This window comes from Cellulosilyticum sp. ST5, from assembly GCF_046529625.1.
Classification (GTDB): Bacteria; Bacillota; Clostridia; order Lachnospirales; family Cellulosilyticaceae; genus Cellulosilyticum; species Cellulosilyticum lentocellum.
Window position 1 is genome coordinate 4,265,964 of the sequence record NZ_CP132338.1, and the last position, 24,553, is coordinate 4,290,516.

Sequence of the window (24,553 nt, forward strand, 5' to 3'; positions counted from 1 at the left end):
CTTTTTAGAACGCTTAATAAAGCATAATCTTTTACGGAAATCATGTAAACTTTAAGGAGATAGGCTATCTATTCCCTTTTGTATTAATAACTATAAATAACAGCTCCATCTATAGATAACATTTCTAGGTTAAAGAGGTGTTAAAACATCATCTATAATTTAGAAACCTGTTTATACTTGCTAATTTTTTGGAGAACTATGGCAATAGTGTATAAATAGTAATTTGCTTATAGATGAGTAATTTTATAGTGTATAGCCGAGAAGTTTATTAAGCCCCTAAGTACTTGTCCTTTATAAAAGGCAGAAGTAATTAGGGGCTATTTTAATTTTAGTAATTTGATCTCCTATGTCCAATATAAGTAATGATGAAAATCAATCATTAAAAACAAGGAGAAAGAAAATGAAACAAACCATAGAAATATTAGAATTTAACAAGATTTTAAAACTGCTCAGCGAAATGGCTGTATCTGATAAAGCAAAACAAAAATTATTAGGCTTAGAGATGATTTTGGATGAGAAAATTTGTCAGCTTAAGATGAGGGAGACTACCGAGGCCAGAAGAATCTTAGATAGTTTAGGAACACCACCCATTAGTTCTATGCAGTACATGGAAAGCATGCTAGAGAGGGTGAGCATAGGTACCTTACTAATGCCAGAAGAATTGATGTTAGTGGCTTCCTTTATTAAAGGATGCAACAATATGAGACGTTATCTATCACGAGCAGAATTCCTAGATTGCAATCTGGCTACCTATGGCAGAGGCTTTTGTGACTTAGATGTCCTTAAGGAACTTATTGAATTAAGTATTCGTAATAACCAAGTAGATAGTGAAGCGTCTACAGCACTCAAAGGAATTAGGCGTGATATAGAAATCAAAAGAGAGCAAGTCAAACAACGTCTTGAAAAAATCATGCGTGGAAAGAAAGATTATCTGGCTGATTTTTATATTATCGAGCGTGGAGGCCGTTATGCCTTGGCTGTTAAAAGAGAGTACAAAAGTCAGGTGGAGGGAGCAGTACTAGATACCTCTAGGACAGGAAGCACTGTCTTTATTGAACCATCAGCAGTAGGTAAGCTTCAAGAGGAACTAAGAGTTCTAGAAATTGAAGAAGATAACGAAGTGAGAAAGGTACTTTATAGTCTGACAAATGAGGTGGAAAATTATATTTCAGATATGCGTCTTAATATGGAGATGATGGAGGTTCTAGATGTAGCCTTTGCCAAAGCTAAGCTTTCACAACAGCTCCAAGCAAGAGCGGTAAAGGTGAGTGTAACAGGAAAGTTAGAGATCAAAGAGGGTAGACATCCACTATTAAATAAAGAAAAGTGTGTGCCACTAGACTTTTACATGAAGGATGGTATTAGAGGCATTATTGTGACAGGGCCTAATACAGGAGGGAAAACAGTAGCTCTTAAAACAGTAGGACTTTTATCTATGATGGCTCAGTGCGGTCTGCATGTGCCTGTGGCAGAGGGAAGCACTTTTAAAATGTTTAATCAGATTTTATGTGATATAGGTGATGGCCAAAGTATAGAAGAAAGCTTATCTACTTTTTCTTCTCATATTGTGAACATTATTGACATCTTAAAACAAACCACTAAAGACAGCTTAGTTTTATTAGATGAATTAGGTTCAGGAACAGACCCAGCAGAAGGAATGGGGATTGCCATCGCTATTTTAGAAGCACTTCGCCAAAAGGAATGCCTATTAGTAGCAACAACTCACTATCCAGAAGTGAAGGACTATGCCACTGAGGCGGAAGGTTATCAAAATGCCAGAATGTGCTTTGATAAAGAAAGCCTTAAGCCGCTTTATAAATTAGAAATTGGAGAAGCTGGAGAGAGCTGTGCCTTTTATATTGCAGAAAAGCTAGGCTTTCCAAAATCACTGATTCAGCTTGCAAGTAGCTACACCTATAAAGAGCAAGTGATGTCACAAGATGATTATATGAATAAAGTAATTGATAAAAGGACAAAAGCTCAAGCTTTAGAAAACGGTGATAGCAATACAATAGGTAATGAAAAACCACAGACTCAGGCATCAGGAAACCATGATTCAAGTAGAGTAGAAGGTACAAGAGGGAAGGAAGAAGTTAATACAAACAAGGAGATTCCTACTAAACATATAGTCAATAAGAAGACCAATAATAGTGAGGCTATAGAGAAAGCGCAAGGACTAATCAAAGCACTAGATAGTGAATTGGGAAAAGTAGCAGCTACTCCTCAGCTTAAAGGTCAATCCGAACGTAAAGAGAAGGCATCAGCAAAAGCAAAAAGCTTTCATGTAGGAGATAGTGTTCTTGTTTTCCCCAATAAAGAAAAAGGCCTTGTTTTTCATACGGTCAATGAAGAAGGCAAGATAGGGGTGCAAATCAAAGGCTCAAAAAGATGGGTGGCAGTTAAAAGGCTTAAGCTTCTAGTAGCTGCTAGTGAGCTTTATCCAGCTGATTATGATTTCTCTATTGTTTTTGATAGTGTTGCTAATCGCAAAGCAAAGAAGAAAATGACTAAGGGTTATCAAGAGGGGATGAGTGCTACTTACGAAAGTGAAGAAGAAGCAAGTTGGCAATCGTACCAATAAAAAAGATGCGAAGATGAATTGGGGAGGAATTAAGGTGGCTATTATTTCAGTAAAGCATTGAACTAAACAGTATAAAAGATATAAGAAAGAAGAGGGGATGAAAGGCAGTATTAGAAGTTTATTTAAAAGTGAATATATCTATAAAACTGTTGTTTCAGATTTAACTTTAGAAATAGAGCAGGGAGAAATGGTAGGGCTTATAGGTCCAAATGGTGCGGGTAAAACCACTCTTATTAAAATGTGAACCGGAACAACGGAAGGCACCCATACCCTCTCATTTTCTCTCAGACGTATTTCTCATAAACGCCAAGACAAATTTTTATTTGTAGTAATAGCCGTGTGATTATAAAGAATTTATTAAAAAACAAAAGTATGTTGACACTCGATATATGTCGTGATACGATACAAGTATAATATATATCGTATCACGACATATTGATTGGCGACATATACTGGGTCAGATACAAAATATATGAATGAGATAAAGAAGAGAGGAGTTATGCACATGCTTAAAGCTAAGAATGAACCTTTAACAGAAAGCTACTATTACATTCTCCTTTGCCTTTACAATAAACCTAATCATGGTTATGGCATTATGCAAGATACCATAATCCTATCAGAAGGTAATGTGAAAATAGGCTCAGGAACTATGTATGGTGCTACAAGTAATATGATGAAAAAAGGTTGGATTAGAGAAACAGAAAGTGAAAACCCAGAAGATAAAAGGAAAAGATTATACGAACTAACACCGCTAGGGAAAGAAATATTAGAGCAAGAGGTTACAAGGTTAAAACGATTAGTTAAAGGATCTGAAATGATATTGGGGGGAAAATAAAATGAAGGATAAGGTTAAGAGTTATAAATGGTATGCAGCTTGGGAATATGAAAAAGAGGAGAAGGCCTTAAATGAAGCTTCAAAGAAGGGGTTACAACTCACTAAGGGAGGATGTTTTCATAGTGAATTTAAAAGGGATAATAGTGTAAGATATATCTATCAATTAGATTATAACACAGATATAAAAGACTTTATAAGATACAAAGACATTTTTGAAGAACAGGGATGGGAGTATATTAATTCTACTTTTAACGGTTGGCATTATTTTAGAAAGCTATACCAAGAGGGAATGGAAGAAGATGAAGCTAAAATATACACAGATAGAGAGTCTTTGTATGAAATGCAAAATAGGTGGCTTAGATTACTTACAATATTTACAGGGATTTATGCAGTAATGGCAATTGCTTATTTTGCAATGGGTATAGTAAACCATCAAAGTCTAATAGTTGTAGAAGGACTTGTCTTTGTTATACTAGGCCTAACTATGGGGTTAGGACTTATATCTACAAAACTAAGAAGATCGGGTAAGAAAGAAATATTCTATATCCCATTTCAATGGACCTTTCCAGCAGCAATTATTTTATTAGTTGCAAGCATGTTTTTTTACTCTAGTAGTTCTGATACAGTTTTTAATGAAAATTTTAATTATATTGAGATGCCCCAAGAAAAGCTACCTCGAAGTAGTAGTGATATTGAAATTAAAAAGAGTGGCACCTATTATCTTGATTTAGATTTTAGGGCAGAAAAAGGGACAATGATGGTTTCTATGCAAGATCAGAACGGCAAAGAGGTCTATAAAAATGTAGCTAATGAGTGTACAGTGAATGATTGGATGTTAGATTTAACAGCAGGTACTTATAAGGCATACTATAGTTATCAGTTTGATTCTACTCAAGCGGCAAGCACGAGTGTGCGAGTAGATCTTAAAATTGTTAAATGATTTTAAAGTAAAGATGATAAAAATAAGAGACTGTGGCGAAATAATACTTCAATATAAGATGTAGCTCAGCAATTGATTTGCTTACATACAATCTTGTGTTTGAGGTGAGTTCGTAGCAGTCTCTTCATTTTTCATGAAAGGAAATGCTTTATATCAGCTACCTTGTAGAAGTTTGTAAGGAAATAGTTTTACGTAGCCTATAGCCATAGTGTTTTCTAGGCTATGAAAAGTGATGAGATACGTAACTAAATGGTAGGCGTATAGTCTCTGGCAATAAGTCCATAGAGGGCTACGTCACAAATACCGGAATTATTTCTATCAGCCATAAGCCTTGTCCCTTCATATTTTAGGCCACAGCTCATCATTACTTTTCCGGAGTTAGGGTTATTGCTATCGTGTTTAGCTTCAATACGATTAACACCTACTTGATTAAATAAGAAAGCTATAATTGCTGTTAAGGCCTCAGAGGTAATACCTTGGTGCCAGTAAGCCTTACCAATGCAGTATCCAATATCGGCAGAAGAAATTTCTTCTGACAGGTGAACAACGCTAATGGCACCAATAGCTTCGTGAGTTTGCCTTAGTTCAATGCACCACTGATAGCATTTTTCACTAGTATATTCATTAATCCACATAGAGATAATTTCACGGGTAGTTTGCACGCTGGTATGAGTAGGCCAAGTTAAAAATCTTGTAACCTCATCATCACTGGCCCAATTGTTAAACATGGTTTCTGAGTCCTCTAAAGTAAACCTTCTTAAAATAAGACGTGGTGTTTCTAGGGTAACTGTTCCTAAATGTTTCATAAAATTACCTCCTTAAAAATGATTAATTTGAATATTTTAAAATAATATTTGTTATTTTTAAAATATTATTTTATTTTTGGCTCTTATATGATTGTTTTTTTGTAGCGTAGTCATATCAAGATGGTGCGAATAGTTTTTTCGCTAGTAGGACATTATAGAAGAGATAATATGATAATAATAGCAAATGTGTTAGGAGTAAAGGTAATGAGTCAGTTAAACTGTTTAAATCTGTGTGAGATTATGCATCACTTGTATGAGCTGATACCAGATTTTCAGGAGATAATAACAAAGGCTAATGAAATAGCAGGATTTGATAAATGTGAGCGTATTTATATAGGCTCTTATTTTTGTGGTCAATATTTTCTTCATCAATCAAAAGAGATGCTAGATGAGTTAAGAGGGTTTTGTGAAAAAGAAGGTGTAGCACTTACTTTAGTAGTTCCTACCTTTTCGGAAAAGGATTTAGAAAGAGGAAAGGAAAAACTAGCTACTATCAAAGAGTGGTTAGGCAAAATAATAGATGAAGTTGTGGTTAATGATTATGGTATGCTGGCGTATGTTAGTGATAGATATCATGTTTCTCTTCATTTAGGAAGGTTGTTTACTAAAGATTATAGAGATCCAAGATATGAGGAATACTTTAATCAGGTTTTAAGCCCTAAAATTTTTAACAAGTATATGTTAGAGCTAGTCAAGGCTTTTAAAGTAAAAGGGGTTGAGTTTGACCCAACCCATGTGGGGATCAATTTTAGAGAAGCACCAGAAGAACTCATAGTAGGGATTCATGGACCGTATTGTTATATGACGACAGGGCATATTTGTGAATATGCTTCGCTTAATAAAGAAATTGATAAAAAGTTTAGGCCCAATAATCCTTGTACTCATGAATGTAGTTCTCATATCATTAGCTATGACTTGGAGGATGATAGGGAGTGGATCAGAATAGGGAAAACGATTTACTTTGAGAACAGAGAATGCAGCATTTATGAGCTAGAGCATATGAGAATGATTTACTTTCCTATTGATTTGGAGGTGGGGAAATGAAAGTATTAGCACCACTTAATAATCTAGAGCATATAGATGATTACATGGAAGCAGGAGCTGGGGAGTTTTATATAGGTTTTTTTGATAAGGAGTGGAGTGATACCTTTGGAGACTTTGCAGATATTAACCGTATGTCTGGTTTCAAGGAAATCTCCAATCCGTATGACCTAGACACAGTTTTGCAAATCGTTAAGGTTATAAAAGCAAAAGGGAAAGAGGTTTATATCACTTTTAATTCAAGCATTTATTCGGATGAACAATTAGTATTTATGAAGCGTTATTTTGAGCGCGTGAAAGAGGCAGGCGTTGATGGTGTAATTGTTTCTTGTATAGAACAAGTGATTTTAGCCAGAGAAATAGGAGTTCCTTCTGTTATCAGTACCATTAGTGGTGTATATAATAAAGATATTGCTATCTTTTATCAAGAAAAGGGCACTAAGCGTATTATTTTACCAAGAGATTTAGCTATTGCAGAAATAGAAGCTATTAAAAAAGCAGCACCAGAAGCTGAATATGAAATCTTTATGATGCGCAATGGTTGTACTTTTTCTGATTCGAATTGTTTGGGACTTCATCGAAAGGAACGCTGCTCTATTTGTAGCAGTATTAAACATGCCGGTAAAGAGCTACGGCTAAAAAATAATGATTTTCATAGCAAGAATACAGCCGAACTTAATGATATGATTTATAACAACTCCTTTCATAATTATGCCTGTGGTTTATGTGGCATTTATGATTTTGTAGAAATGGGTATTGCTGCGTGTAAAATTGTAGGCCGTTCAGATGAATGGCAATATATTTGCAAGGATATTAAAATCATTAAGGATAATATAGACCTTGCTAAAAGGTGCGGGTCTAAAGAAGAGTATTTAGATCAGATGCACTTTCCAGAAGACAGAGTCATGATGTGTAAATTAGGATTATCTTGCTATTATCCAGAGGTAAGATTTTAAGTCCTTCCTAAAAGAAAGAGCTTTGTAGAACTATAAAAAGATAAGGTAGTTATAGGTAGATAGAGGAGTACTTATAACTACCTTATCTTTTATACAGTAATAGATAATATCCATAGGACTATGACCTTTGGTAGATGCATTAATTAGTAAAGACAAACGAGAGATGAGATTAGGACTAGGATTAATCAGATGTTCCAGATTTATCATAAATAGAGTTAACATAATCAAGGAATAAGATAAAGCGATTAAACGGTAAACATAAGAGTAGTTCATATGTAGATTACAGATTGGAAAATTAAAAAAGAGTATACGAAAACACATGAAAAATAAAGGTTATGGCAATTGACTATGATTAGGGCAGTGCTTATAATATGTTAATTGATAGGGAAAAAACAAAGCTAAAACTTTGAATTTAAGGTTGAAGGAGAGAGGATTATGGCGAGAGGTTATACACAGGATATGACTAAAGGTAGCCCAACCAGGCTATTACTAATGTTTTCTATTCCTATGTTAGTAGGAAACTTATTTCAGCAGCTGTATAATATGGCAGATACAGTCATTGTAGGAAAGTTTGTAGGAGAAAATGCCTTAGGTGCAGTAGGAGCTACAGGATCGATTGGCTTTTTATTTTTCTCCCTAAGCTTTGGTCTAGCAGCGGGGATAGGGATAGTAATCTCCCAGTTTTTTGGCGCGGGAGAAATAGATAAAGTAAAGAAAGCTATAGCTACATCTTTGTATGTTATGGCTATTAGCGCTTTGTTTATGGGTGTTATAGGTATTGTTACTGCAAGGCCAATCATGATCATGCTAAACACGCCTGATGTCATGTTAGATGATGCTGTTTTATATTTACAAGTAACTTGTGGTGGACTTATAGCAGTAGCTATTTATAATGGGGTAGCAGCCATACTTAGAGCGTTAGGAGATTCAAAAACACCGTTAATATTTTTAGCTGTGGCATGTGTAGTCAATGTAGGCTTAGATTTATTGTTTGTTGTTGTATTTAAGATGGCTGTCTTAGGTGTAGCTACAGCGACTGTTATTGCACAGATTATAGCTGCTATTGGTTGCCTAGTATATGCTTGGATAAAGGTACCTATTTTTAAAATACCACTTAAAGAATGTGTACCAGATTTACATATTTTTAGACAATGTACTTTCTTAGGCTTACCAGTAGCTCTACAGAATGCTATGATTGCTGTTTCATGTATTGTACTTCAAAGAGTAGTAAATGGGTTTGGGCCAACAATTGTAGCTGCCTTTACTGCAGAGACACGTTTTGAACAATTAGTACAGCAGCCATTTGCTTCATTAGGTGCTGCAATTGCTACTTATACAGGACAAAATATTGGAGCAGGTAAAATAGATAGAGTAAAGAGAGGTTTCTGGGCAGGAACTTTAATTAGCACCGTATTTAGTATTGTCATGCTACCTGTGGCATGGCTTGGTGGGGAAGCGATTATGAGACTCTTTACAGATAATCAAGAGGTTATTATAGAGGGGGCTAGAGGTATTCGTATCACTAGTGTATTCTATTCAGCTTTAGGTATGATTTATGTAACAAGAAATGTACTCAATGGTTCTGGAGATGTTAAATTTGCTATGTTATCAGGCTTTGTGGAAGTAGGAGGAAGAGTAGGTTTTGCAAAACCACTCACTTTTGTGCCTTTCATCGGTATGTTAAGTATTTGGTTTACATCAAGTTTTACATGGACCTTAACAGCAGTCATTAGCTGCATACGTTATGCTCAAGGAAAATGGAAGGAGAAGAGTATTGTAGCTAAGGAGCAACCTATGAAAGAAACGCCAATAGAATTTAGTAAAGTGGCAACTAACCAAGAGGCTTAGGGTGAATATATCACATTTGTGGGTATAATATGTGAATAATTAAAGCTTTAAATAGAAAAGTTGTGTATAAATAAGAAGTACTCATGCAAAAGGATTGTTATAATGGTGATTAAATATCACCTTTGTAACAATCCTTCTTGTTTGTTTATTAAGAATATTTTATTAAAATTTATTTTTTATGTAGTAAAATAACAAGTAATGCGTATTAACTTATGAAGTGAAACTTAGCTAAGGGATAACTTCATTAATGGGGAGGAAGAGTAAATGGAGCAGGCAATACAAAATACTAGAGCTTTAGAGGCTACACAGAACGTAGAGTCCTTAGATTTTACATATATCTTCGAAGCATATTATAAACGAGTCTATAACTACAATTATTATAGAACGCATAATCAAGATGTATCAGAGGATTTAACAAGCCAAACCTTTGAAAAAGTATTTACTAGACTACAGACTTATACAGCTGATAAAGGAAAGTTTGAAGTATGGTTATTTACAATCGTGCGAAACACTATGAATGATTATTATAGGAGCAGAAAGAAGTATCCATGGGAGCCATTAGAGCATGTGTTTGAAACAATCTCTAAGGAGAAAGGTCCTGAACATATCATTTTAGAAATGGAGCAACAGACGGAGATACTGAAAGCTATAAAAAAGCTTAATGAACGTGAAAGAAATATAATTGCTTATAAGTATGGAGGAAATCTCTCTAATAAGGAAATTGGAATTTTAATGAATCTTAATGAAAAACATGTAAGTGTTATTTTATGTCGTACCCTTAAAAAATTAAAAACAAGGCTAGAGGAGGAAAATGATGAGAGCCACAAACAGAAAGAATGTAGATGATTTAGATAGAGAGCTTCAAATATTAGAATCTCAATTATATAGTCAAGATTTTAGCCTTGTAAGTAATAAAGAAAAGGTGAGGAAGAATGTCTTAACCAAAGTAAATAGAAAAGAGGCTATAGCAATGAAGAAAACAATCAGTATGAAGAAGATATCAGGTATAGTAGCGGCAGCATTAATAGGTACAGCGTTGCTATCTCAGACTGCATTTGCTAAAGAAATAATGGAGAACATTGTAAAAATGATTTCTTTAGGCAACATAGAAGTCGTTCAATATGAAACACCAGATATAGAAAGCTATCCATTTCCACAAATATTAGAAGGTAAATTATTTGACCAAGAAGGAAAGCCCGTTACTACATTTGACAAAGAGATTGAAGCCGTTTATACAAAAGATGGAGAAAAGATTGTTGATATTGATATGAATACAGGAAAGCTCACTACAGAGAAAGAAGAAGCTCTATATGAGGCAAATAATACTTTAATTGTAAAGGATAAGAATTTATTAAATCAGTATACTTGTTTTGAAGTAAAGTTGCCTTCTTATTTACCAGAAGGATATGTATTTGACCGCGCAGAGTTTTATAAGGAAGCTGATAAAGAAGTAAAGGATAGTAAGTATATTAGTTTATATTTTCTTAATCAAGCTACGGGAGAATCTATCTACATGCAGCAAAGACATGCAGACGAAGAAACAGCTTATTCTATAGGAACAGATGAAATAGTAGAAGAGGTTCAAGTAAGTGGCGTAAAGGCTATTATGACAGGAGAAAATAGTATTGACTGGGAAGCTAATGGTGTATTATATGGCATGAGTACCCAAGGGAAAATAGACAAAGAACAGCTTATTAAAATAGCTGAGTCTATTCAATAATATAAGGCAGAACAAAAGGCCAAAGTTAGGAGATTCCTAGCTTTGGCCTTTTAGTGTGCCAGACTCATGAAATGAACTTTCTTAAGGACTTAAATAAGCCTTACTTAGGGCATAAGATGGCTCCTCAGCATACCTATGACATAGAGTAGGACCTACCTGAAATACTTTTACAATAGCATCCAAATGGTTATAAATTTTCGAAATATATTGAGAGTAATAGGGTGAAAAATAAAAAAGATAGTTTATAATAAAGGGTATAGCGACAGATAATGAAATAGCAACTTCGTTCTTCACAGCCAGTGTCTCCTATATTATGAGAACACAGATACCAATGGAATTACAAGGAAGGGTGTTCTCAGCAAGAGATACGCCGCAGTATATGAGTATTCCTATCGGCTATTTTCTAGGAGGAGCCTTAGCCGATCAAGTATTTGAACCACTGATGTTTTCAGATAGTAAGTTAGCAGGCTATTTAAGTTATTTTGTAGGACGTGGTCCAGGTTCCGGAATGGCTGTGATTCTTGTATTACTTGGCATCATTGGATTTATAGGATGTCTTTTGTTTAGAAGAAGCAAAGATATAAGAAGCCTTAACGAATCAAGTGACTTTTAATGTCAAATGTAACAAGGAGCATAATGGTGAATAAGAGAAATGCAGTAGAAGAATTAGAGCTTGTTAAATAGATAAGTTTAGCTGTCCTACTCATAGCAGTAGCCTTTATAGTAGGTGGAGCTAATATATTAGGAGTTATCATTATAGGGATAAGTGGCTCTATAAGCTGGAGATTTTATAGATGTCCACATTGTGATGGTAGATTGAATACTGAAATGCATTTGGATGAAAGAACATATTGTCCCCGTTGTGGAGAAATGATTTCAAAGGAAAAAGAATAATTAGTACTAAAACTATATAGGAAGGAGCAAGAAGAGATGAAACAAACGAGAATTATTTATCAAAACAAAAATTGTTATTATATAAAGCCGCCCCTCTTACTTGCCCCCTATATTGCACATTATACTTTTCAGTTTGGCAGTAAAGGTAACGTTGAATCTACAAATCAAGGAAGTAAGCTGCTTACTGTATTACCAGATGCCAGTGGCTGTATTGTAATGACTTACGATGGTAATGAATTAAGCGGCTATTTTTGGGGGCCTACTACAAAAGCAGTAATTGTAGGGGATGATCGCAAACAGGTGCCGCTTAGAATGTTTATTGAGTTTATGCCGGGAGGTGTATCTCAATTTATTCGTTTAAATCAAGACAGTGTAACTGATTTGCAAATGCCACTAGAGGAGCTCAGCAAGACTCTAGAGAAAGACTTAAAGATATTAATAGAAGCTGGTGGGTCGTTGGATGAAGTAATCAAGGCATTAGATACAGTTCTATTTAAGTATTTTACCTTTATTAATCAAACTCAATCCAATAAGGTAACGCCTTTATTGCCCTATCTTAGGCAAAATAAAGGGATTTTAACAGTGAAAGATTTATCAGAGTATACTTTTTATAGTCCCAGACATCTGAATAGATTATTTAATGAAAGTCTAGGGATTAATGTGAAAACCTATTTAAGGCTATTAAGAATCAATAATGCTGTTAAACAAATAAATAGTAGTCCTAAAGAACTTACTGAGATTGCTCAGTTTCTGGGGTATTATGACCAAGCTCATTTTATTCATGATTTCAGGGCAGTAGTAGGGGTAAGTCCGAAAGCTTATCGTGAAAATATGTCCGTTTTTTACAATGAAAATTATAAATTTTAAATTAGTATATAGAATATATCGTAACTGTCAAAGTACTGCAATTATAGTGAAAGATAAATAGTTAGGATATATTATTTTATAAGTTAATAGTAGCTAAAACAGAACGAGGGGGAAGATACCAATGATACAATCAAGATGTGGTATATTATGTGATGAGTGCAGTTATAAGGAACAGGTAGGATGTAAGGGCTGTGTGAATATCGACAAGCCTTTCTGGGGAGAAAGCTGCTCAGTGCAGTCGTGTTGTGTGGATAAAAAACATGAGCATTGCGGCCAGTGTGGACAATTTCCTTGTGATACACTTCATGGTTTTGCTTATGACAAAGAGCAAGGCGATAATGGTAGACGTATTGAACAATGTAAAAAGTGGGCGGAGTAATGTAATAAAGCAGCTTTGATTAGAAATGAGGTTATACATAGTGGAGAAAAAGGCTAGTGATATACAAAAAGAGAGAATTAAAGAGCTAGAAGATAAGGCGAATTTATTACTTGGAAAATGTGATGTATTAACTTTGGCTTCTATAAATGAAAAAGGATATCCAAGAATTTGTGCACTTTCCAAATTGAAGGCGGAGGATTTCAAAGATATCTATTTTGTAACATCGAAGCGTTCTCATTTAAATGGAAAAGCCACGCATTTTGAAAATAACCCTAGAGCTAGCGTGTGTTATACCTTAGAAGGAGACAGTGTGACGCTTATAGGTGATGTGGAATTTATTGAAGATAAAGCATTTCAACTGAAGATTTGGAATGAAGCTGATAGAAAATTTTTCCCAAAAGGCATTGATGATCCTAAATTTCGATTGCTTAAGTTTCATACAATTGAGGCGACATTTTGGATTGAAGGTAAATTTAGAACATGTAAATATAAATAATAGGGATTTAATAAGTTTTAGCTTAAAGGGGAGAAAATCATGGAATTTATGATACAGCTATATGTGAGTAATGCAGAAGAAGCCATAGCGCTTTATAAAGAAGCCTTTGATGCAGAACTAAAGTGTATTGATTATACACGTGAAAGAACAGTACTTCATTCAGAAATAGAAGCTTATGGTCAAAAAATAGCAATAGCTACTGCCGAAGATATACCAATAACAGGAACAGTCTTTCAAATAGATGTTAAAATGAAAAAAGAAGAAGATGTAAGAAGAGCTTATGAAATTTTGAAAGAAGGTAGTGTGGTAAATGTTCCACTAGGTCCTTGTTTCTTTAGCCCCTGTATGGTGGATTTTGTTGATAAGTTCAAAGTTCGCTGGTGCCTTTTTGCAATATAGATAGGGGGATAAAAAATGCATGAAGAGATTATAAAACGAGCAGGTGAAATAGTTCAGAAAAACACAGGTGAAAATTCTTATTGTGTATTAGCGCTAATGGATCTAGATGGCTATCCAACGGCTTCTACTATAACAGCCTCTAAAGCAAATGGTATCAAATGGCTTACTTTTTGTACAGGACTAGGCAGTACAAGAACTAATCGCATTGATAAGTGTAATAGGGCTAGTGTTTGCTTTAATGCCGAGGATTATAATATTACACTAGTTGGGACAATGGAAATCGTGACAGATTTAGATATTAAAAAGGAAATGTGGTATGGGGGCCTCACTAATCATTTTAGTGGCCCTGAAGATCCCAATTATTGTGTGTTACGTTTTAACACCCAACGTTACAATCTCCTAGTTGATTGGAAAGAGGCAAGGGGAGTATTATAAATACAAATTTGTCGGGGGCATTTATGAGAATCACGTCTGGAGGAAAATGAGGGGGAGGGCTATCTTCCAGAGTTCCGGTTCATATTTTTAGAGGCACTAGGCTCGCTTATTTGGATGAACGCACGAAAACTCCTTTCAGTCAAACACTCGTGCTAAAACCCATCCAAAACGTTCGCCAAGTGCCTCTAAAAAATTCTCCCAAGTCACTCTTCCAGATAGCCCTCCCCCTCATTTTCACAAACGTTATTGACCGCATAAACACCTCCGACATTGAAGCAGCCTGGAAGGAAGGCGTAACGATAGTAAAAACACTCAGAATAAGGGCAGATGCCCAGAGAAATAAATATATCAAGCTTCCCATAAGCCTGTTTTGCCAGGAAGTAGCTATGTGGGGAAGTTAGGGAGCCTTACAAGCATTATTAACTTCATAAACGTTCAAGTCCCTAAACGAGAAGTGCAGAAAAGACATAATAGCAATTGTTCTTTTTCTTTTTTATTTTTTCTTTAAAACACTTAAGGAAGGTTCTTTACGCGTTATTGTTGGTAGAACAGAGAGAGGGTGGCTGCTTGACGGGGTGACTTCGGAGTATTTTCAGTAGGCACTTAGCGAACGTTTTGGATGGTACTTAGCCCACGTGTTTGAGGGAACCGAGTTTGTGGGCATTCATCCAAAAAAGTGAGCTTAGTGCCTACTGAAAATACGGAGCGGAACCACGACAGGTAGCCACCCTCTCTCTGTTCCGCCCAAATAGCCTAGTAAAGTCACCGACAAATTTCTATTTGTATACCTGCATCCTAAATGCTTTTAAGACGATTGCAATGATAGCTTACGTGTGTTTTTAAAGCAAAAGACAAAGGATACGAGAGTTCCTATAGTCCATCCAAGAGGGATAGAGTACCAAATGGCGCTATAGCCAAACCAATGTGCTAGTATGTAAGCTGCACCTACACGAACAAATAAGTCTGTAAGAGTAGCAGTTGTAAAACCAAGCATATAAGCTGAGCCGCGAAGTATACCGTTGTTAACTAGAAGTACGGCGCAGGCAAAGTAACCGGCAGATACAATGATCATATAAGAAGTACCAATACTGATAACATCCTTAATAAGTGTGGGATCGGTTTTGCTATCAAGGAAAATGCCGATGAGAGTAGGACTAAATACGAGACAGATGATGAAAGCTACAATGCAGTAAGTGAGCATAACGAGCAAGGAAGAAGTATATCCTTTTTTAACACGTTCAGGCTTTTGACCACCTAAGTTTTGAGCCGTGAAGTTTGAAACTGCATTTCCCATACTAATAATAACAATCTTAAAGAATGAATCAATTTTGATAGCTGCTGAGTAACCGTAAAGTACAGTTGTACCATAAGAGTTGACTAAAGCTTGGACTAGTAGCTGTCCGATGGAAACAATGGATTGTTGAAGAATACTAGGGATGGCAATATGGCTAATATGTCCTAATATAGGCCAACTGAAATACTCATAGTGTTTAGTAGTCTTAAGCTTTTTGATGCGTCCTATCAAGCAACTAATAGATAAGATAGAAGAAATACCTTGAGCGATAAAAGTAGCCCAAGCTACGCCAGCCACACCTAAGCCGAAATGAGCCACAAATACATAGTCTAAAACTACATTAAACAAAGAAGAAAAAATAAGAAAATAGAGAGGTGTTTTCGAATCACCTAAGCCATTAAAAATAGAGGTAGTAATATTATAAACAAAGAGAAAAATAAGCCCCCATATGTAAATGCGAAGATAGAGAGCACTATCTCCAAAAATATCTGAAGGAGTGTTCATTAGATGCATCAAGGGATTACAAATGATGGTACCTAATAGGGTAAGCACTAAGCTTAAAAGAATAATAGTAATAATTGAAGTAGTAATAGTCGTTTTGAGTTTGGCATAGTCCTTGGCACCAAAAAAATTGGAAACAATAACGCTGCAACCAACCCCACTTCCTGTAGCAATAGCAATGAATAACATTGTAATAGGATAAGATGCTCCTACGGCAGCAACAGCATTAGAACCAGCAAATTGTCCAGCGATGACACTATCTGCGATATTATAAAATTGTTGAAACATACCACTAAGCATCATAGGTACAGCAAAACCTAGTAATACCTTTGAAGGCGTTCCTTCTGTCATATCCTTAATCATAATCAAACTCCTTATGTCAGTATTAATATGTGAAAACACTTTCCTATTATATTCCTTTCTGCTAAAAAATTCACTCTATTTCAAGTGAAATTCACTAATCTCATTCCTTTTTGTCTTAATATTAAATATTATAAAGTTTCTTTCATATGCCACTAGAAATAGAAAGTGACATCTGATATACTAATAATGTTTAAAGGATAATTATTATTAAAAATATAATTAGCTAAAAACAAATATAACTGATGTATTTTTCATTAAGGGGGCTTAAAATGAAAAAATATTTTTATGCGTCATTTACCTATTTGATTTTGGGTCTTATAGCAGGTGTATTTTATAGAGAACTAACTAGAATGTCGGACTTTACAGGAGAAACAGTACTAAGGGGTGTACATACACATCTGCTAGTACTAGGTTTTATTTTCTTCTTAGTTATTTTACTCCTAGACAAGAGCTTCCAGTTATCGCAGCTTAAAAGTGCGAAAGCATGGTTTGTTACTTATCAAGTTGGTTTAGTAACAGTTATAGCAACTATGGTAGCAAGAGGAGTAGCACAGGTAAAAGGATTTGATATAGCAGGCTTAAGTCACATGGCTGGAGTAAGTCATACTTTATTAGGTATTGCTTTAATTTGGTTTATGGTGCTTTTAGGCAAGGCTATTAAAACGGAAAAATAATGCGAAAAACACGTCTTCAAAGGGCTTATTAAAGTAAGCTGAAGACGTGTTTTTATTAATTTAGAAAACAATGAATCAATATGATAACGACAGATTTCTTATTTTAAATGAAGTTTTAAGGCCAATTGAAATTTAGAAATCAGTATCTAGGAATGGTTTTAAAGACAAGTTTCAAGAATCTTAGGGATCTCACCTATAAAATAAAGAGAGCCAAAAGCAATAATAACACTTTCTTCATCAGCTAGAGAAAGGGCTAGCTGAGTACCTTCTTTAAGTGTAGCCGCAGCAAAGACTTGGGGGCAGTAATTCTGAATTTGCTTTTGCAGTAAATCTGCCCTTATAGCTCTAGTGCTAGGTGGTGTAACTAAAATAGCAATCTGACCTAGGGGCATAGTAAGTTCTAGGACTTGATGATAGTCCTTATCTTTTAAACTTCCAAATAAATAAATGATTTTCTTACCTTTAAAGTAGTAAGTAATAGCATCTCTCAGTGCCAGAGCACCCTGAACGTTATGAGCGCCATCTATAAGAAAAAGAGGTTTATGATGGATAATATCCAAACGACCAGGCCATTTGGCTTTGGCTAAACCTTTATAAATAGCTTCAGATTTTATAGTAAAGCCTAAATATAGAAGGACCTCTATCACTTCTATGGCAAGAGCAGCATTGTAGCATTGATGCTTACCTAATAATTGAATAGAGAGTTTTTGATAGTTCTTGTAATTAAAGACCTGTCCCACTAAGGTATTATTAATGAAAGTAAGTTCTTTTAAATCGCAGAAGTAAAGAGGGGCATTTTGCATTTGGCAGGTAGAGGTGATGACGTCTAAAACCTCTGGTTCTTGAGGATAACTAATAGTAGGAATAGAAGGTTTGATAATACCAGCTTTTTCGTAAGCTATTTCTTTTAAGGTACTTCCTAACCTTTGAACATGATCATAAGAGATAGTAGTGAGGACGGCGCAGAGAGGAGCTGTAATAATATTAGTTGCATCATGTCTCCCGCCTAAACCTGTTTCAAGAACCACCACATCACAGTTGTTTTCTTTATAATAAAGAAAGGCGATGGCTGTAAGAACTTCAAAATAAGTAAATAAAGACTTATTTTGAAACTTTGAAGCAGCTTCACGTACCTGAAAAAGGAGTCTTTCAAAGTCTTTTTCTGAGATAAGAGTGTCTCCGATACGTATACGTTCAGTGACGCTAACTAAGTCGGGAGAAGTATAAAGGCCTATTTTGTAGCCTGCTTCTTGCAAGATAGCAGAGATCAAGCTAGCTACAGAGCCTTTACCATTAGTGCCTGCTAGATGAACACATTTTAATTTTTCTTGAGGGTTACCTAATATTTCTAGGAGCTCTTTAAATCTATGTAGATTTGAATGAGTACCAGAAGTACTCAATAATTCAAGATAAGTGTTAGTTTCTTTTGTGAACACAGTTATCACCTCGTTAAAGTATGTAGCTATTATAAGAAAATAATCTTCTTCTTTCAATAGATAGTAAAATATAAAAAGCATAGGAAAATATTTGTTTAAAAATTTTAATATGTTAGAATATTATTTACGATATAATTTCAAACAGGATAGCGTATAGGGGGAGAACAATGAACACAGCCTTACAAAAAGTGTTAGAGAATATGGAATCAGTGATTATAGGGGAAAAAGAGAACTTAGAATATTTATTAGTAGCTTTGTTAAGTGAAGGCCATGTCTTATTGGAGGGTCTTCCAGGTGTGGGAAAAACGAAATTAGCTCTAGCGCTGAGCAAAAGCATAGATGGAGAATTTAAAAGGGTGCAATTCACCCCAGATGTACTTCCTTCTGATATAACGGGCTATTATTTATATAATCGTATGACAGGTGAGATGGATTACAAAGAAGGAGCTGCACTATGCAATTTCTTACTAGCAGATGAGATTAATAGAGCTTCTCCGAGAGTACAATCAAGCCTTTTAGAAGCCATGGAAGAAAGGCAAGTAACCATTGAGGGAGAAACTAGAAGATTACCATCACCTTTTATGGTTATTGCTACGCAAAATACTGTAGAAAATGAAGGAACTTATCCTTTGCCAGAAGCGCAGTTAGATAGGTTTTTTATGAAACTTTATATTACCTATCCTGTAAGAAGGGATTGGAGAGAGATTCTAAATCGCTATGAGTATGAAGATCCTATGGGTAAGCTAGAGGCGGTAATGTCGAATCAGACTTTATTAAATCTTAGAGAACAAGCAAAAGAAGTGTTGATAAATGAAAAGTTAAAGGATTACTTATTGGATGTGATAGAAGCTATTGCAAATCATGAAGCTATAAAAATAGGGATAAATCCTAGAGGAAGTCTAGCACTAATAAAAGGAGCAAAGGCTTGGGCTCTATTAAACGGCAGGGACTATGTCATTCCAGATGATGTTCAGAAAGTGATTGTGCCTATTATAGGTCATCGTATACGTCTTAAATCTGGTTATGAAGCATCATTAGAGCATGTAGAGCGTATTATTAAAGAAGCTCTTAGAAAGGTTCAAGTTGTGGTGTAAACATGAAGAAAAAGAAAAATAAGGTAGCACCTAATTATCTATTTATACTGGTGATTTTGTATTTGGTGGTTACCCTTTATTTGAAGACCGATGCTACTTATATGAAGTTTTTAACGATTTGTATCATAGGGGTAGTAGTATCTGGGCTTCATGTTATTTTAGTTAAACCTCATTTAAGTTTTTCTATAAAGGATGACACTAGGGTTCGGATTAATAAAAAAGAAGGGGTAGAATTAATCTTAAGTATTCAAAATAAATCATGGTTACAAAGCCCCTATATTTATATTTTCTTAAAGCCTACGTATCATGTTATTTCGAAGCAATATAAAAGTATATGTATGACGTTGCCGCCACTTACAACAAAGGAAATAGTCATAGATTACATAGGTGAATATAGTGGAAAAGATTTTATGGGAATAGAAGAGATTGTAGTTCAAGATTATTTCGGACTTATAAAATGGCGAATAATTTGCTGTTTGCAAAAAGAAGTTAATGTATTACCACAAGCTATGCCTTTAGGAAAAATGGAATATCTTTTGAATAGGATAAAGGTAAAAGCTCAGGCTGAAGATCAGATACCGGTTATAAGTAGTGATGGAGAGGTTTGCCATGAGTTAGCGCCTTATGTAGAAGGGGATTCTTTAAAATTAATGCATTGGAAGCTGCTAGCTAGGCGTGACATCTATATGGTACGTCAAAGAGAAGAACATGCAGTAATAAAAAGGGAATATCTTTTTATACTTGATCCTATTTGTGAGGAAACAGAAGAAGAAAACAGGGCTAAATTAGTTGATAAAGTCTTAGTAGCATGTATTTCTTGTGCCTATGCTTTTTTAAAGCAAGAAGAAAAGGTTACCCTTATTTACAAAGAAGAAAACGCATGGAAACAGTTTACTTTATCTGAGATTACGGCGGTAGAGCAATTAGCCACTCTATTAAGTAGCTATACAGGGAGAGGGGGCCGAGTAGGAGAAGAAAGATGGCCTTATGCCTATTTGAAGCAGAATTATCCTTTCGAAATAAGTAAGTTGTTTTTAACACCTACCTTGAGTAGAAACTTGGGAGAGCAACTAGAAGATGAAAAATATTTAAATATACTAGAAATGAAAAGAAGCCCTTGGTCTGGAGAAGGTCTGTTAAATACTTGGTATTTAGCAGAGGAGTTTGAGGTGAAAAGGTATGTTTAAAGAAGATACTAAGGAAATACAGCTTCAAGTTTTTAAGATGATTATGATAAGTCTTGTTTTGGCTATAAGTCTAATCATGTTCTTTGACTATGAACCTATTTCTACTACCTTGGGTATGCTCTTTGTCAATTTATCACTTTTGGCAGCTTACTTCTATACCACCAGAATGCAAAGGCCTATTTTGTTTACTACAGTATTTATTTTCTACTTGTGCCTAGCTCTATATAGTTGGAGGTACTTAGAGAATAAAGTAGTTATGAAGGGCTTATTAGGGCTTTTTATTCAAGCAGGAACAAGCACACTATTATTTCTTGGTTGCATTTCTATTGTATTTCTGGAGATAAAGGATCTAGTACAGGTAGTAAAACGAAGAATAGATAGATGGTTTCCGCCACTTTATATTTTAGTCTTTGGTATATTTATATTTTTAGAAGTTAATGAGCAGGTAAGCGTAGATTTAAAAAGAGCTAGCTTATTTATTTTGAGTCTAGGACTTATTTTTGTGAGCTTTTATAAAAATGATAAGAAGCCTTCTGACACGGTATATTATGATGTAACGCTAAAAGGTTATTTGAGACATCTAGCAATCATGTTATTTGTTATTCTCATAGGGATAAAAGTAGTACCACAGCTAGAATATTTACCGGGAGCTAAGTGGCTACAACAATATAATAAAAGTTTAATCGGTGATTTACCCAGTAGTGTTAAATTAGATAGAAGACCTAGTCTTTCAGAAAATATCCTTTTTGAAGTACAAAGTGAAGAACCTTTATATTTAAGAGAAATAGCCTATAGCCACTATGATAGAGGAGTATGGAGCATTGATAAGTCGGATACAAGACTGACAAAAATAAGCTCCAATAGCTTTTTAGGGGAATATGACTTGTTTTTGAAAATTACAGAGCCTTATTTGGAGAAAGAAAATATTCCTATTGAAGGAGATAAAAGTGCTTATATATATGAGCTAAATAACTATAGACATTATTTAACTGTTAATGGATTAACAGGTATTTATACGAATGATGATAGCGTGTTAGTGGCGGGAGATATCAATAATATTTGTTTTCAGGAGGGAGAAGATAGAAAACAAGTAGGATATACCATTAATTATGTTGCTAAAAATCCTGAGATAGTGGAAATATTTAGATATCCAGATGGTGTTGGAAATAGGGAGGATTGGCTAGACTGGTTAGAAGTACTTAGGGGAGATATACGTAATAATACAGAACCTTTATTTATGTCAGAGGAAACATATAATAGGTTAAGGACAAAGTATACACAGGTACCGGAGCAAATGGCTTACAACCTAAATAGTTTTGCTAAGCAACTTACTAGCGAAGCAATGAGCGATGTACAGAAGGCTAATACTATTGAAGCATACTTAAGAAACAGTGGCGAATATACCTATGTGTATGGTGCACCACAAAAGGATATAATGGCTGATCCTGTTTATGATTTTATATTTAATCAAAAGCAAGGTATCTGCCAAGACTTTGCCAGTGGGATGGTACTTTTATGTAGGAGCATTGGATTACCAACTAGATACGTATGTGGTTACTATTCCGAAGAAAAAGATGAGAAGGGCAAGTACATAATAAGAGAAAAGAATGCTCATGCCTTTGTAGAAGTTTATATATCAGGTTATGGATGGATGCTTTTTGACCCTACGCCAAGTAGTAGCCAAAGGGAGGAAGTAGGGAACAACGTAGCAGGTGTAGGAAACGCGGGATTTGATGGCATAGGTGTGGAAAATGAACTTCTCAGCCTAGGGCGTAAACTTCTATTACCGATGTTGTTACTTATTCCTTTTGTTGTACTAGTTAGAGTGTTAAGTTATGCTTACTGGAAAAAGAAGCTTCTAGAGGGCTTGCCTGAAATAGCTATAAAGAGGTTGATAGAGGCAACACTTAAACTTCTAAGCCAATATGATTATGATATACTTCCGGGTGAAACCTATGAGCAGTTAAGTAGAAGATTATTAAAAGATCAAATAGATATAACGGCTATTACTAAGCCTTATGAAGCGTGTTTTTATGGTAGAAAGAGCTTGACAAAATTAGAAATTGAAGAAGCTTTGAGGGTTTATGAGTATTTAAGAAAGCGTAAAGCGTGGAAGAAGAGATAGAAAAAGGCTAATAACTAAGAGGAGGTTATTAGCTTTTTTGGGATTTTATTGCATTATAATATAAAAATATTGTTAAGAAAGAAAGGATTATGTCGAAATATATTGTAAGAATATTTAATATTAGGTAGTTGATTGGGAGTGGTAAAATGGAAAATAGTGTTGTTGATTTAAAAAGGGTAAATGGTTTTGTATTGGCACTTACTTTTATATTAAACCTCTGTTTAATAGTAGGCCAAATTGGTGAGATCGCTAAGGGGCAAAAGACGGTAACAACAGTAGCTATATTTGTTAGTGTTATTTTGGTTTATACAGGTATTATTTCTTTCGTTTATAAGAAAGATAAAGAAGGGCTTAAGTTTAAATATGCTGCTAGTATAGGTTTTTTTCTTATTTATGTATACAGTATGTTTACAACAACACGGGTATTAGTTTATGTTTATATCATTCCTTTTATGATGTTATACTTCCTATACTTTGACTTGACTTTCATAAAAGTACTTGGGAGTGCGGTAGTATTAGCTAATACTGCTAGAGTTGGGTGGCTCATATTTATAGTACAAGCTAATAGTTCTAACTTAACTACGGATTATACAATTCAAATGGCTTCTATTGTTATGATTGTAGTTAGTTCAATTATAGGTACAAAATTATCTAATAGCATTAATGAGGAAAAAACGAGGGCGCTAGAAGAAGCTAAGGAGAAGCAAGAAGGTATCCTGAAGAATGTTTTAAAAATAGCAAGTGAATTGGATCAACATTCAAATGCAGTAGGACAAACAATTACTGAATTAGAACAGTCAGGAAGTACTATTAATGATGCAGTAGGAGATATTTCTGCAGGAGCAGAGAAGGCAGTACTTAGTGCGCAAGAGCAAAGTAATTTAACTGAGCATATTCAAAACATAGTTGTGGATACTTCAGAAGCTTCAAAGAATATGGAAGAGATCTCTCATACTACTATAAAACAAATGGATGAAGGGGTTAAGATTGTTAAAGCTCTAAATGTGAAAACAGAAGTAATGAATGAGAACTGTGAAAGTGTTTATAAATCTATGATAGAACTACGAGATAAATCAAAAGAGATTAATGAAATCACTGAAGCTATTACGGCTATCTCTGCACAAACGAATATCCTTTCTTTAAATGCAGCGATTGAAAGTGCAAGGGCAGGAGAAGCAGGAAGAGGATTTGCAGTAGTAGCAGAAGAGGTTAGAAATCTAGCTAACCAGAGTGGTGAATTTGCTAGTCATATTACAGCTATTGTTGATGAACTTCAACAAGTAGCTGCTGCATCTGTTGAGGCAATGACTAGGCTAAAAGGAGCCAATGATGAGCAGAATGAGCTAATTGTAAATACAGGAGAAATCTTTAATGAAACGACTGAGTATATGAAAGAAGTTAATGACCAAGTAAGTATTGTTACAGATAAGGTTAATGAGATGGTAGGGGTTAATGAGCGGCTTATTAAAAATACCCAAGAGATTGCAGCTATAAGTGAGCAAACTCTAGCAGGTATAGAAATGACGACAGAAGCTACGATGCAGAATAATAACTGCGTGCAAAGATCAAAAGAAATTGCTAGTGGATTATTAGAGAGTGCAAAGGCTATGAAACAATATATTTAATTTGAATAAAAAGAAGAGGACACTAGCCGTTTGACTAGTGTCCTCTTCTTTTATTTT

At 34.9% G+C, this 24,553-nt stretch carries 23 protein-coding genes; 20 read left to right on the forward strand and 3 right to left on the reverse strand.

Annotated features, from left to right (window positions below; all coding sequences use genetic code 11):
- Positions 1-400: 400 nt before the first annotated feature.
- The 4 genes from QTL86_RS20615 to QTL86_RS20630 all read left to right on the forward strand — a co-directional run bounded on the left by QTL86_RS20615 (position 401) and on the right by QTL86_RS20630 (position 4,356).
- The gene (locus tag QTL86_RS20615; protein WP_410495935.1) at positions 401-2,581 is read left to right on the forward strand and encodes an endonuclease MutS2; all 2,181 of its coding nucleotides are present in this window, start codon (positions 401-403) and stop codon (positions 2,579-2,581) included.
- Between the two features lie 97 nt (positions 2,582-2,678).
- Positions 2,679-2,825 (forward strand): ATP-binding cassette domain-containing protein, encoded by a 147-nt coding sequence (locus QTL86_RS20620; protein ID WP_410495936.1) that lies wholly within the window; start codon positions 2,679-2,681, stop codon positions 2,823-2,825.
- A 261-nt stretch (positions 2,826-3,086) separates the two neighbouring features.
- A complete protein-coding gene (locus QTL86_RS20625) occupies positions 3,087-3,416 on the forward strand; it encodes a PadR family transcriptional regulator (RefSeq protein WP_013658852.1) in 330 nt (109 codons plus the stop codon).
- Between the two features lies 1 nt (position 3,417).
- Positions 3,418-4,356: a DUF2812 domain-containing protein gene (locus QTL86_RS20630; protein ID WP_410495937.1), complete on the forward strand. Its 939-nt coding sequence runs from the start codon at positions 3,418-3,420 to the stop codon at positions 4,354-4,356.
- Between the two features lie 245 nt (positions 4,357-4,601).
- Here QTL86_RS20630 and QTL86_RS20635 read toward each other — a convergent pair whose 3' ends face one another.
- Positions 4,602-5,162 carry a GNAT family N-acetyltransferase gene (locus QTL86_RS20635; protein ID WP_410495938.1) on the reverse strand — a complete coding sequence of 187 codons (561 nt, stop codon included), beginning with the start codon at positions 5,160-5,162 and terminating at the stop codon, positions 4,602-4,604.
- 204 nt (positions 5,163-5,366) lie between these two features.
- On the opposite strand from QTL86_RS20635, the gene QTL86_RS20640 reads away from it, so the two are divergent.
- From QTL86_RS20640 to QTL86_RS20690, 11 genes are all read left to right on the forward strand, one after another.
- Positions 5,367-6,206 carry a hypothetical protein gene (locus tag QTL86_RS20640; RefSeq protein WP_410495939.1) on the forward strand — a complete coding sequence of 280 codons (840 nt, stop codon included), beginning with the start codon at positions 5,367-5,369 and terminating at the stop codon, positions 6,204-6,206.
- On the forward strand, positions 6,203-7,159 hold the full coding sequence (locus tag QTL86_RS20645) for a peptidase U32 family protein (protein WP_410495940.1): 957 nt from the start codon (positions 6,203-6,205) through the stop codon (positions 7,157-7,159). Before QTL86_RS20640 ends, QTL86_RS20645 begins: the two co-directional genes overlap by 4 nt.
- 435 nt (positions 7,160-7,594) lie before the next feature.
- Positions 7,595-9,007, forward strand: a complete 1,413-nt coding sequence (locus QTL86_RS20650) for an MATE family efflux transporter (protein ID WP_410495941.1) — start codon at positions 7,595-7,597, stop codon at positions 9,005-9,007.
- 264 nt (positions 9,008-9,271) lie between these two features.
- Positions 9,272-9,853: a sigma-70 family RNA polymerase sigma factor gene (locus QTL86_RS20655; RefSeq protein ID WP_410495942.1), complete on the forward strand. Its 582-nt coding sequence runs from the start codon at positions 9,272-9,274 to the stop codon at positions 9,851-9,853.
- Entirely contained in the window at positions 9,822-10,727 is a 906-nt protein-coding gene (locus QTL86_RS20660) for a DUF4367 domain-containing protein (RefSeq protein WP_410495943.1), read from the forward strand. Before QTL86_RS20655 ends, QTL86_RS20660 begins: the two co-directional genes overlap by 32 nt.
- Positions 10,728-11,040: 313 nt before the next feature.
- Positions 11,041-11,340 (forward strand): hypothetical protein, encoded by a 300-nt coding sequence (locus tag QTL86_RS20665; RefSeq protein ID WP_410495944.1) that lies wholly within the window; start codon positions 11,041-11,043, stop codon positions 11,338-11,340.
- Between the two features lie 317 nt (positions 11,341-11,657).
- Positions 11,658-12,488: a helix-turn-helix domain-containing protein gene (locus QTL86_RS20670; RefSeq protein ID WP_410495945.1), complete on the forward strand. Its 831-nt coding sequence runs from the start codon at positions 11,658-11,660 to the stop codon at positions 12,486-12,488.
- 121 nt (positions 12,489-12,609) lie between these two features.
- A complete protein-coding gene (locus tag QTL86_RS20675) occupies positions 12,610-12,867 on the forward strand; it encodes a DUF3795 domain-containing protein (RefSeq protein WP_127064720.1) in 258 nt (85 codons plus the stop codon).
- A gap of 40 nt (positions 12,868-12,907) precedes the next feature.
- On the forward strand, positions 12,908-13,363 hold the full coding sequence (locus tag QTL86_RS20680) for a pyridoxamine 5'-phosphate oxidase family protein (RefSeq protein ID WP_190283441.1): 456 nt from the start codon (positions 12,908-12,910) through the stop codon (positions 13,361-13,363).
- A gap of 39 nt (positions 13,364-13,402) precedes the next feature.
- Complete coding sequence (locus QTL86_RS20685) at positions 13,403-13,762, forward strand: VOC family protein (RefSeq protein ID WP_127064718.1); 360 nt, start codon at positions 13,403-13,405, stop codon at positions 13,760-13,762.
- Between the two features lie 15 nt (positions 13,763-13,777).
- Positions 13,778-14,197: a pyridoxamine 5'-phosphate oxidase family protein gene (locus QTL86_RS20690; protein WP_127064717.1), complete on the forward strand. Its 420-nt coding sequence runs from the start codon at positions 13,778-13,780 to the stop codon at positions 14,195-14,197.
- Positions 14,198-15,002: 805 nt separating this feature from the next.
- Here QTL86_RS20690 and QTL86_RS20695 read toward each other — a convergent pair.
- Positions 15,003-16,355, reverse strand: coding sequence for an MATE family efflux transporter (locus tag QTL86_RS20695; protein ID WP_410495946.1), 1,353 nt, complete (start codon positions 16,353-16,355; stop codon positions 15,003-15,005).
- A 269-nt stretch (positions 16,356-16,624) separates the two neighbouring features.
- Here QTL86_RS20695 and QTL86_RS20700 point away from each other — a divergent pair, with 269 nt between their 5' ends.
- Positions 16,625-17,029 carry a DUF2871 domain-containing protein gene (locus QTL86_RS20700; protein ID WP_127064715.1) on the forward strand — a complete coding sequence of 135 codons (405 nt, stop codon included), beginning with the start codon at positions 16,625-16,627 and terminating at the stop codon, positions 17,027-17,029.
- A 158-nt stretch (positions 17,030-17,187) separates the two neighbouring features.
- Here the strand turns inward: QTL86_RS20700 and QTL86_RS20705 are convergent, their stop codons facing one another.
- Positions 17,188-18,465 (reverse strand): bifunctional folylpolyglutamate synthase/dihydrofolate synthase, encoded by a 1,278-nt coding sequence (locus tag QTL86_RS20705; RefSeq protein WP_410495947.1) that lies wholly within the window; start codon positions 18,463-18,465, stop codon positions 17,188-17,190.
- 167 nt (positions 18,466-18,632) lie between these two features.
- Here QTL86_RS20705 and QTL86_RS20710 point away from each other — a divergent pair, with 167 nt between their 5' ends.
- From QTL86_RS20710 to QTL86_RS20725, 4 genes are all read left to right on the forward strand, one after another.
- Positions 18,633-19,559, forward strand: a complete 927-nt coding sequence (locus tag QTL86_RS20710; protein ID WP_127064713.1) for an AAA family ATPase — start codon at positions 18,633-18,635, stop codon at positions 19,557-19,559.
- A 2-nt stretch (positions 19,560-19,561) separates the two neighbouring features.
- Positions 19,562-20,746: a DUF58 domain-containing protein gene (locus QTL86_RS20715; protein ID WP_410495948.1), complete on the forward strand. Its 1,185-nt coding sequence runs from the start codon at positions 19,562-19,564 to the stop codon at positions 20,744-20,746.
- Positions 20,739-22,871, forward strand: a complete 2,133-nt coding sequence (locus QTL86_RS20720; RefSeq protein ID WP_127064711.1) for a transglutaminase domain-containing protein — start codon at positions 20,739-20,741, stop codon at positions 22,869-22,871. The genes QTL86_RS20715 and QTL86_RS20720 overlap by 8 nt, the downstream gene beginning before the upstream one ends.
- A 146-nt stretch (positions 22,872-23,017) precedes the next feature.
- On the forward strand, positions 23,018-24,496 hold the full coding sequence (locus QTL86_RS20725; RefSeq protein ID WP_127064710.1) for a methyl-accepting chemotaxis protein: 1,479 nt from the start codon (positions 23,018-23,020) through the stop codon (positions 24,494-24,496).
- Positions 24,497-24,553 lie beyond the last annotated feature (57 nt).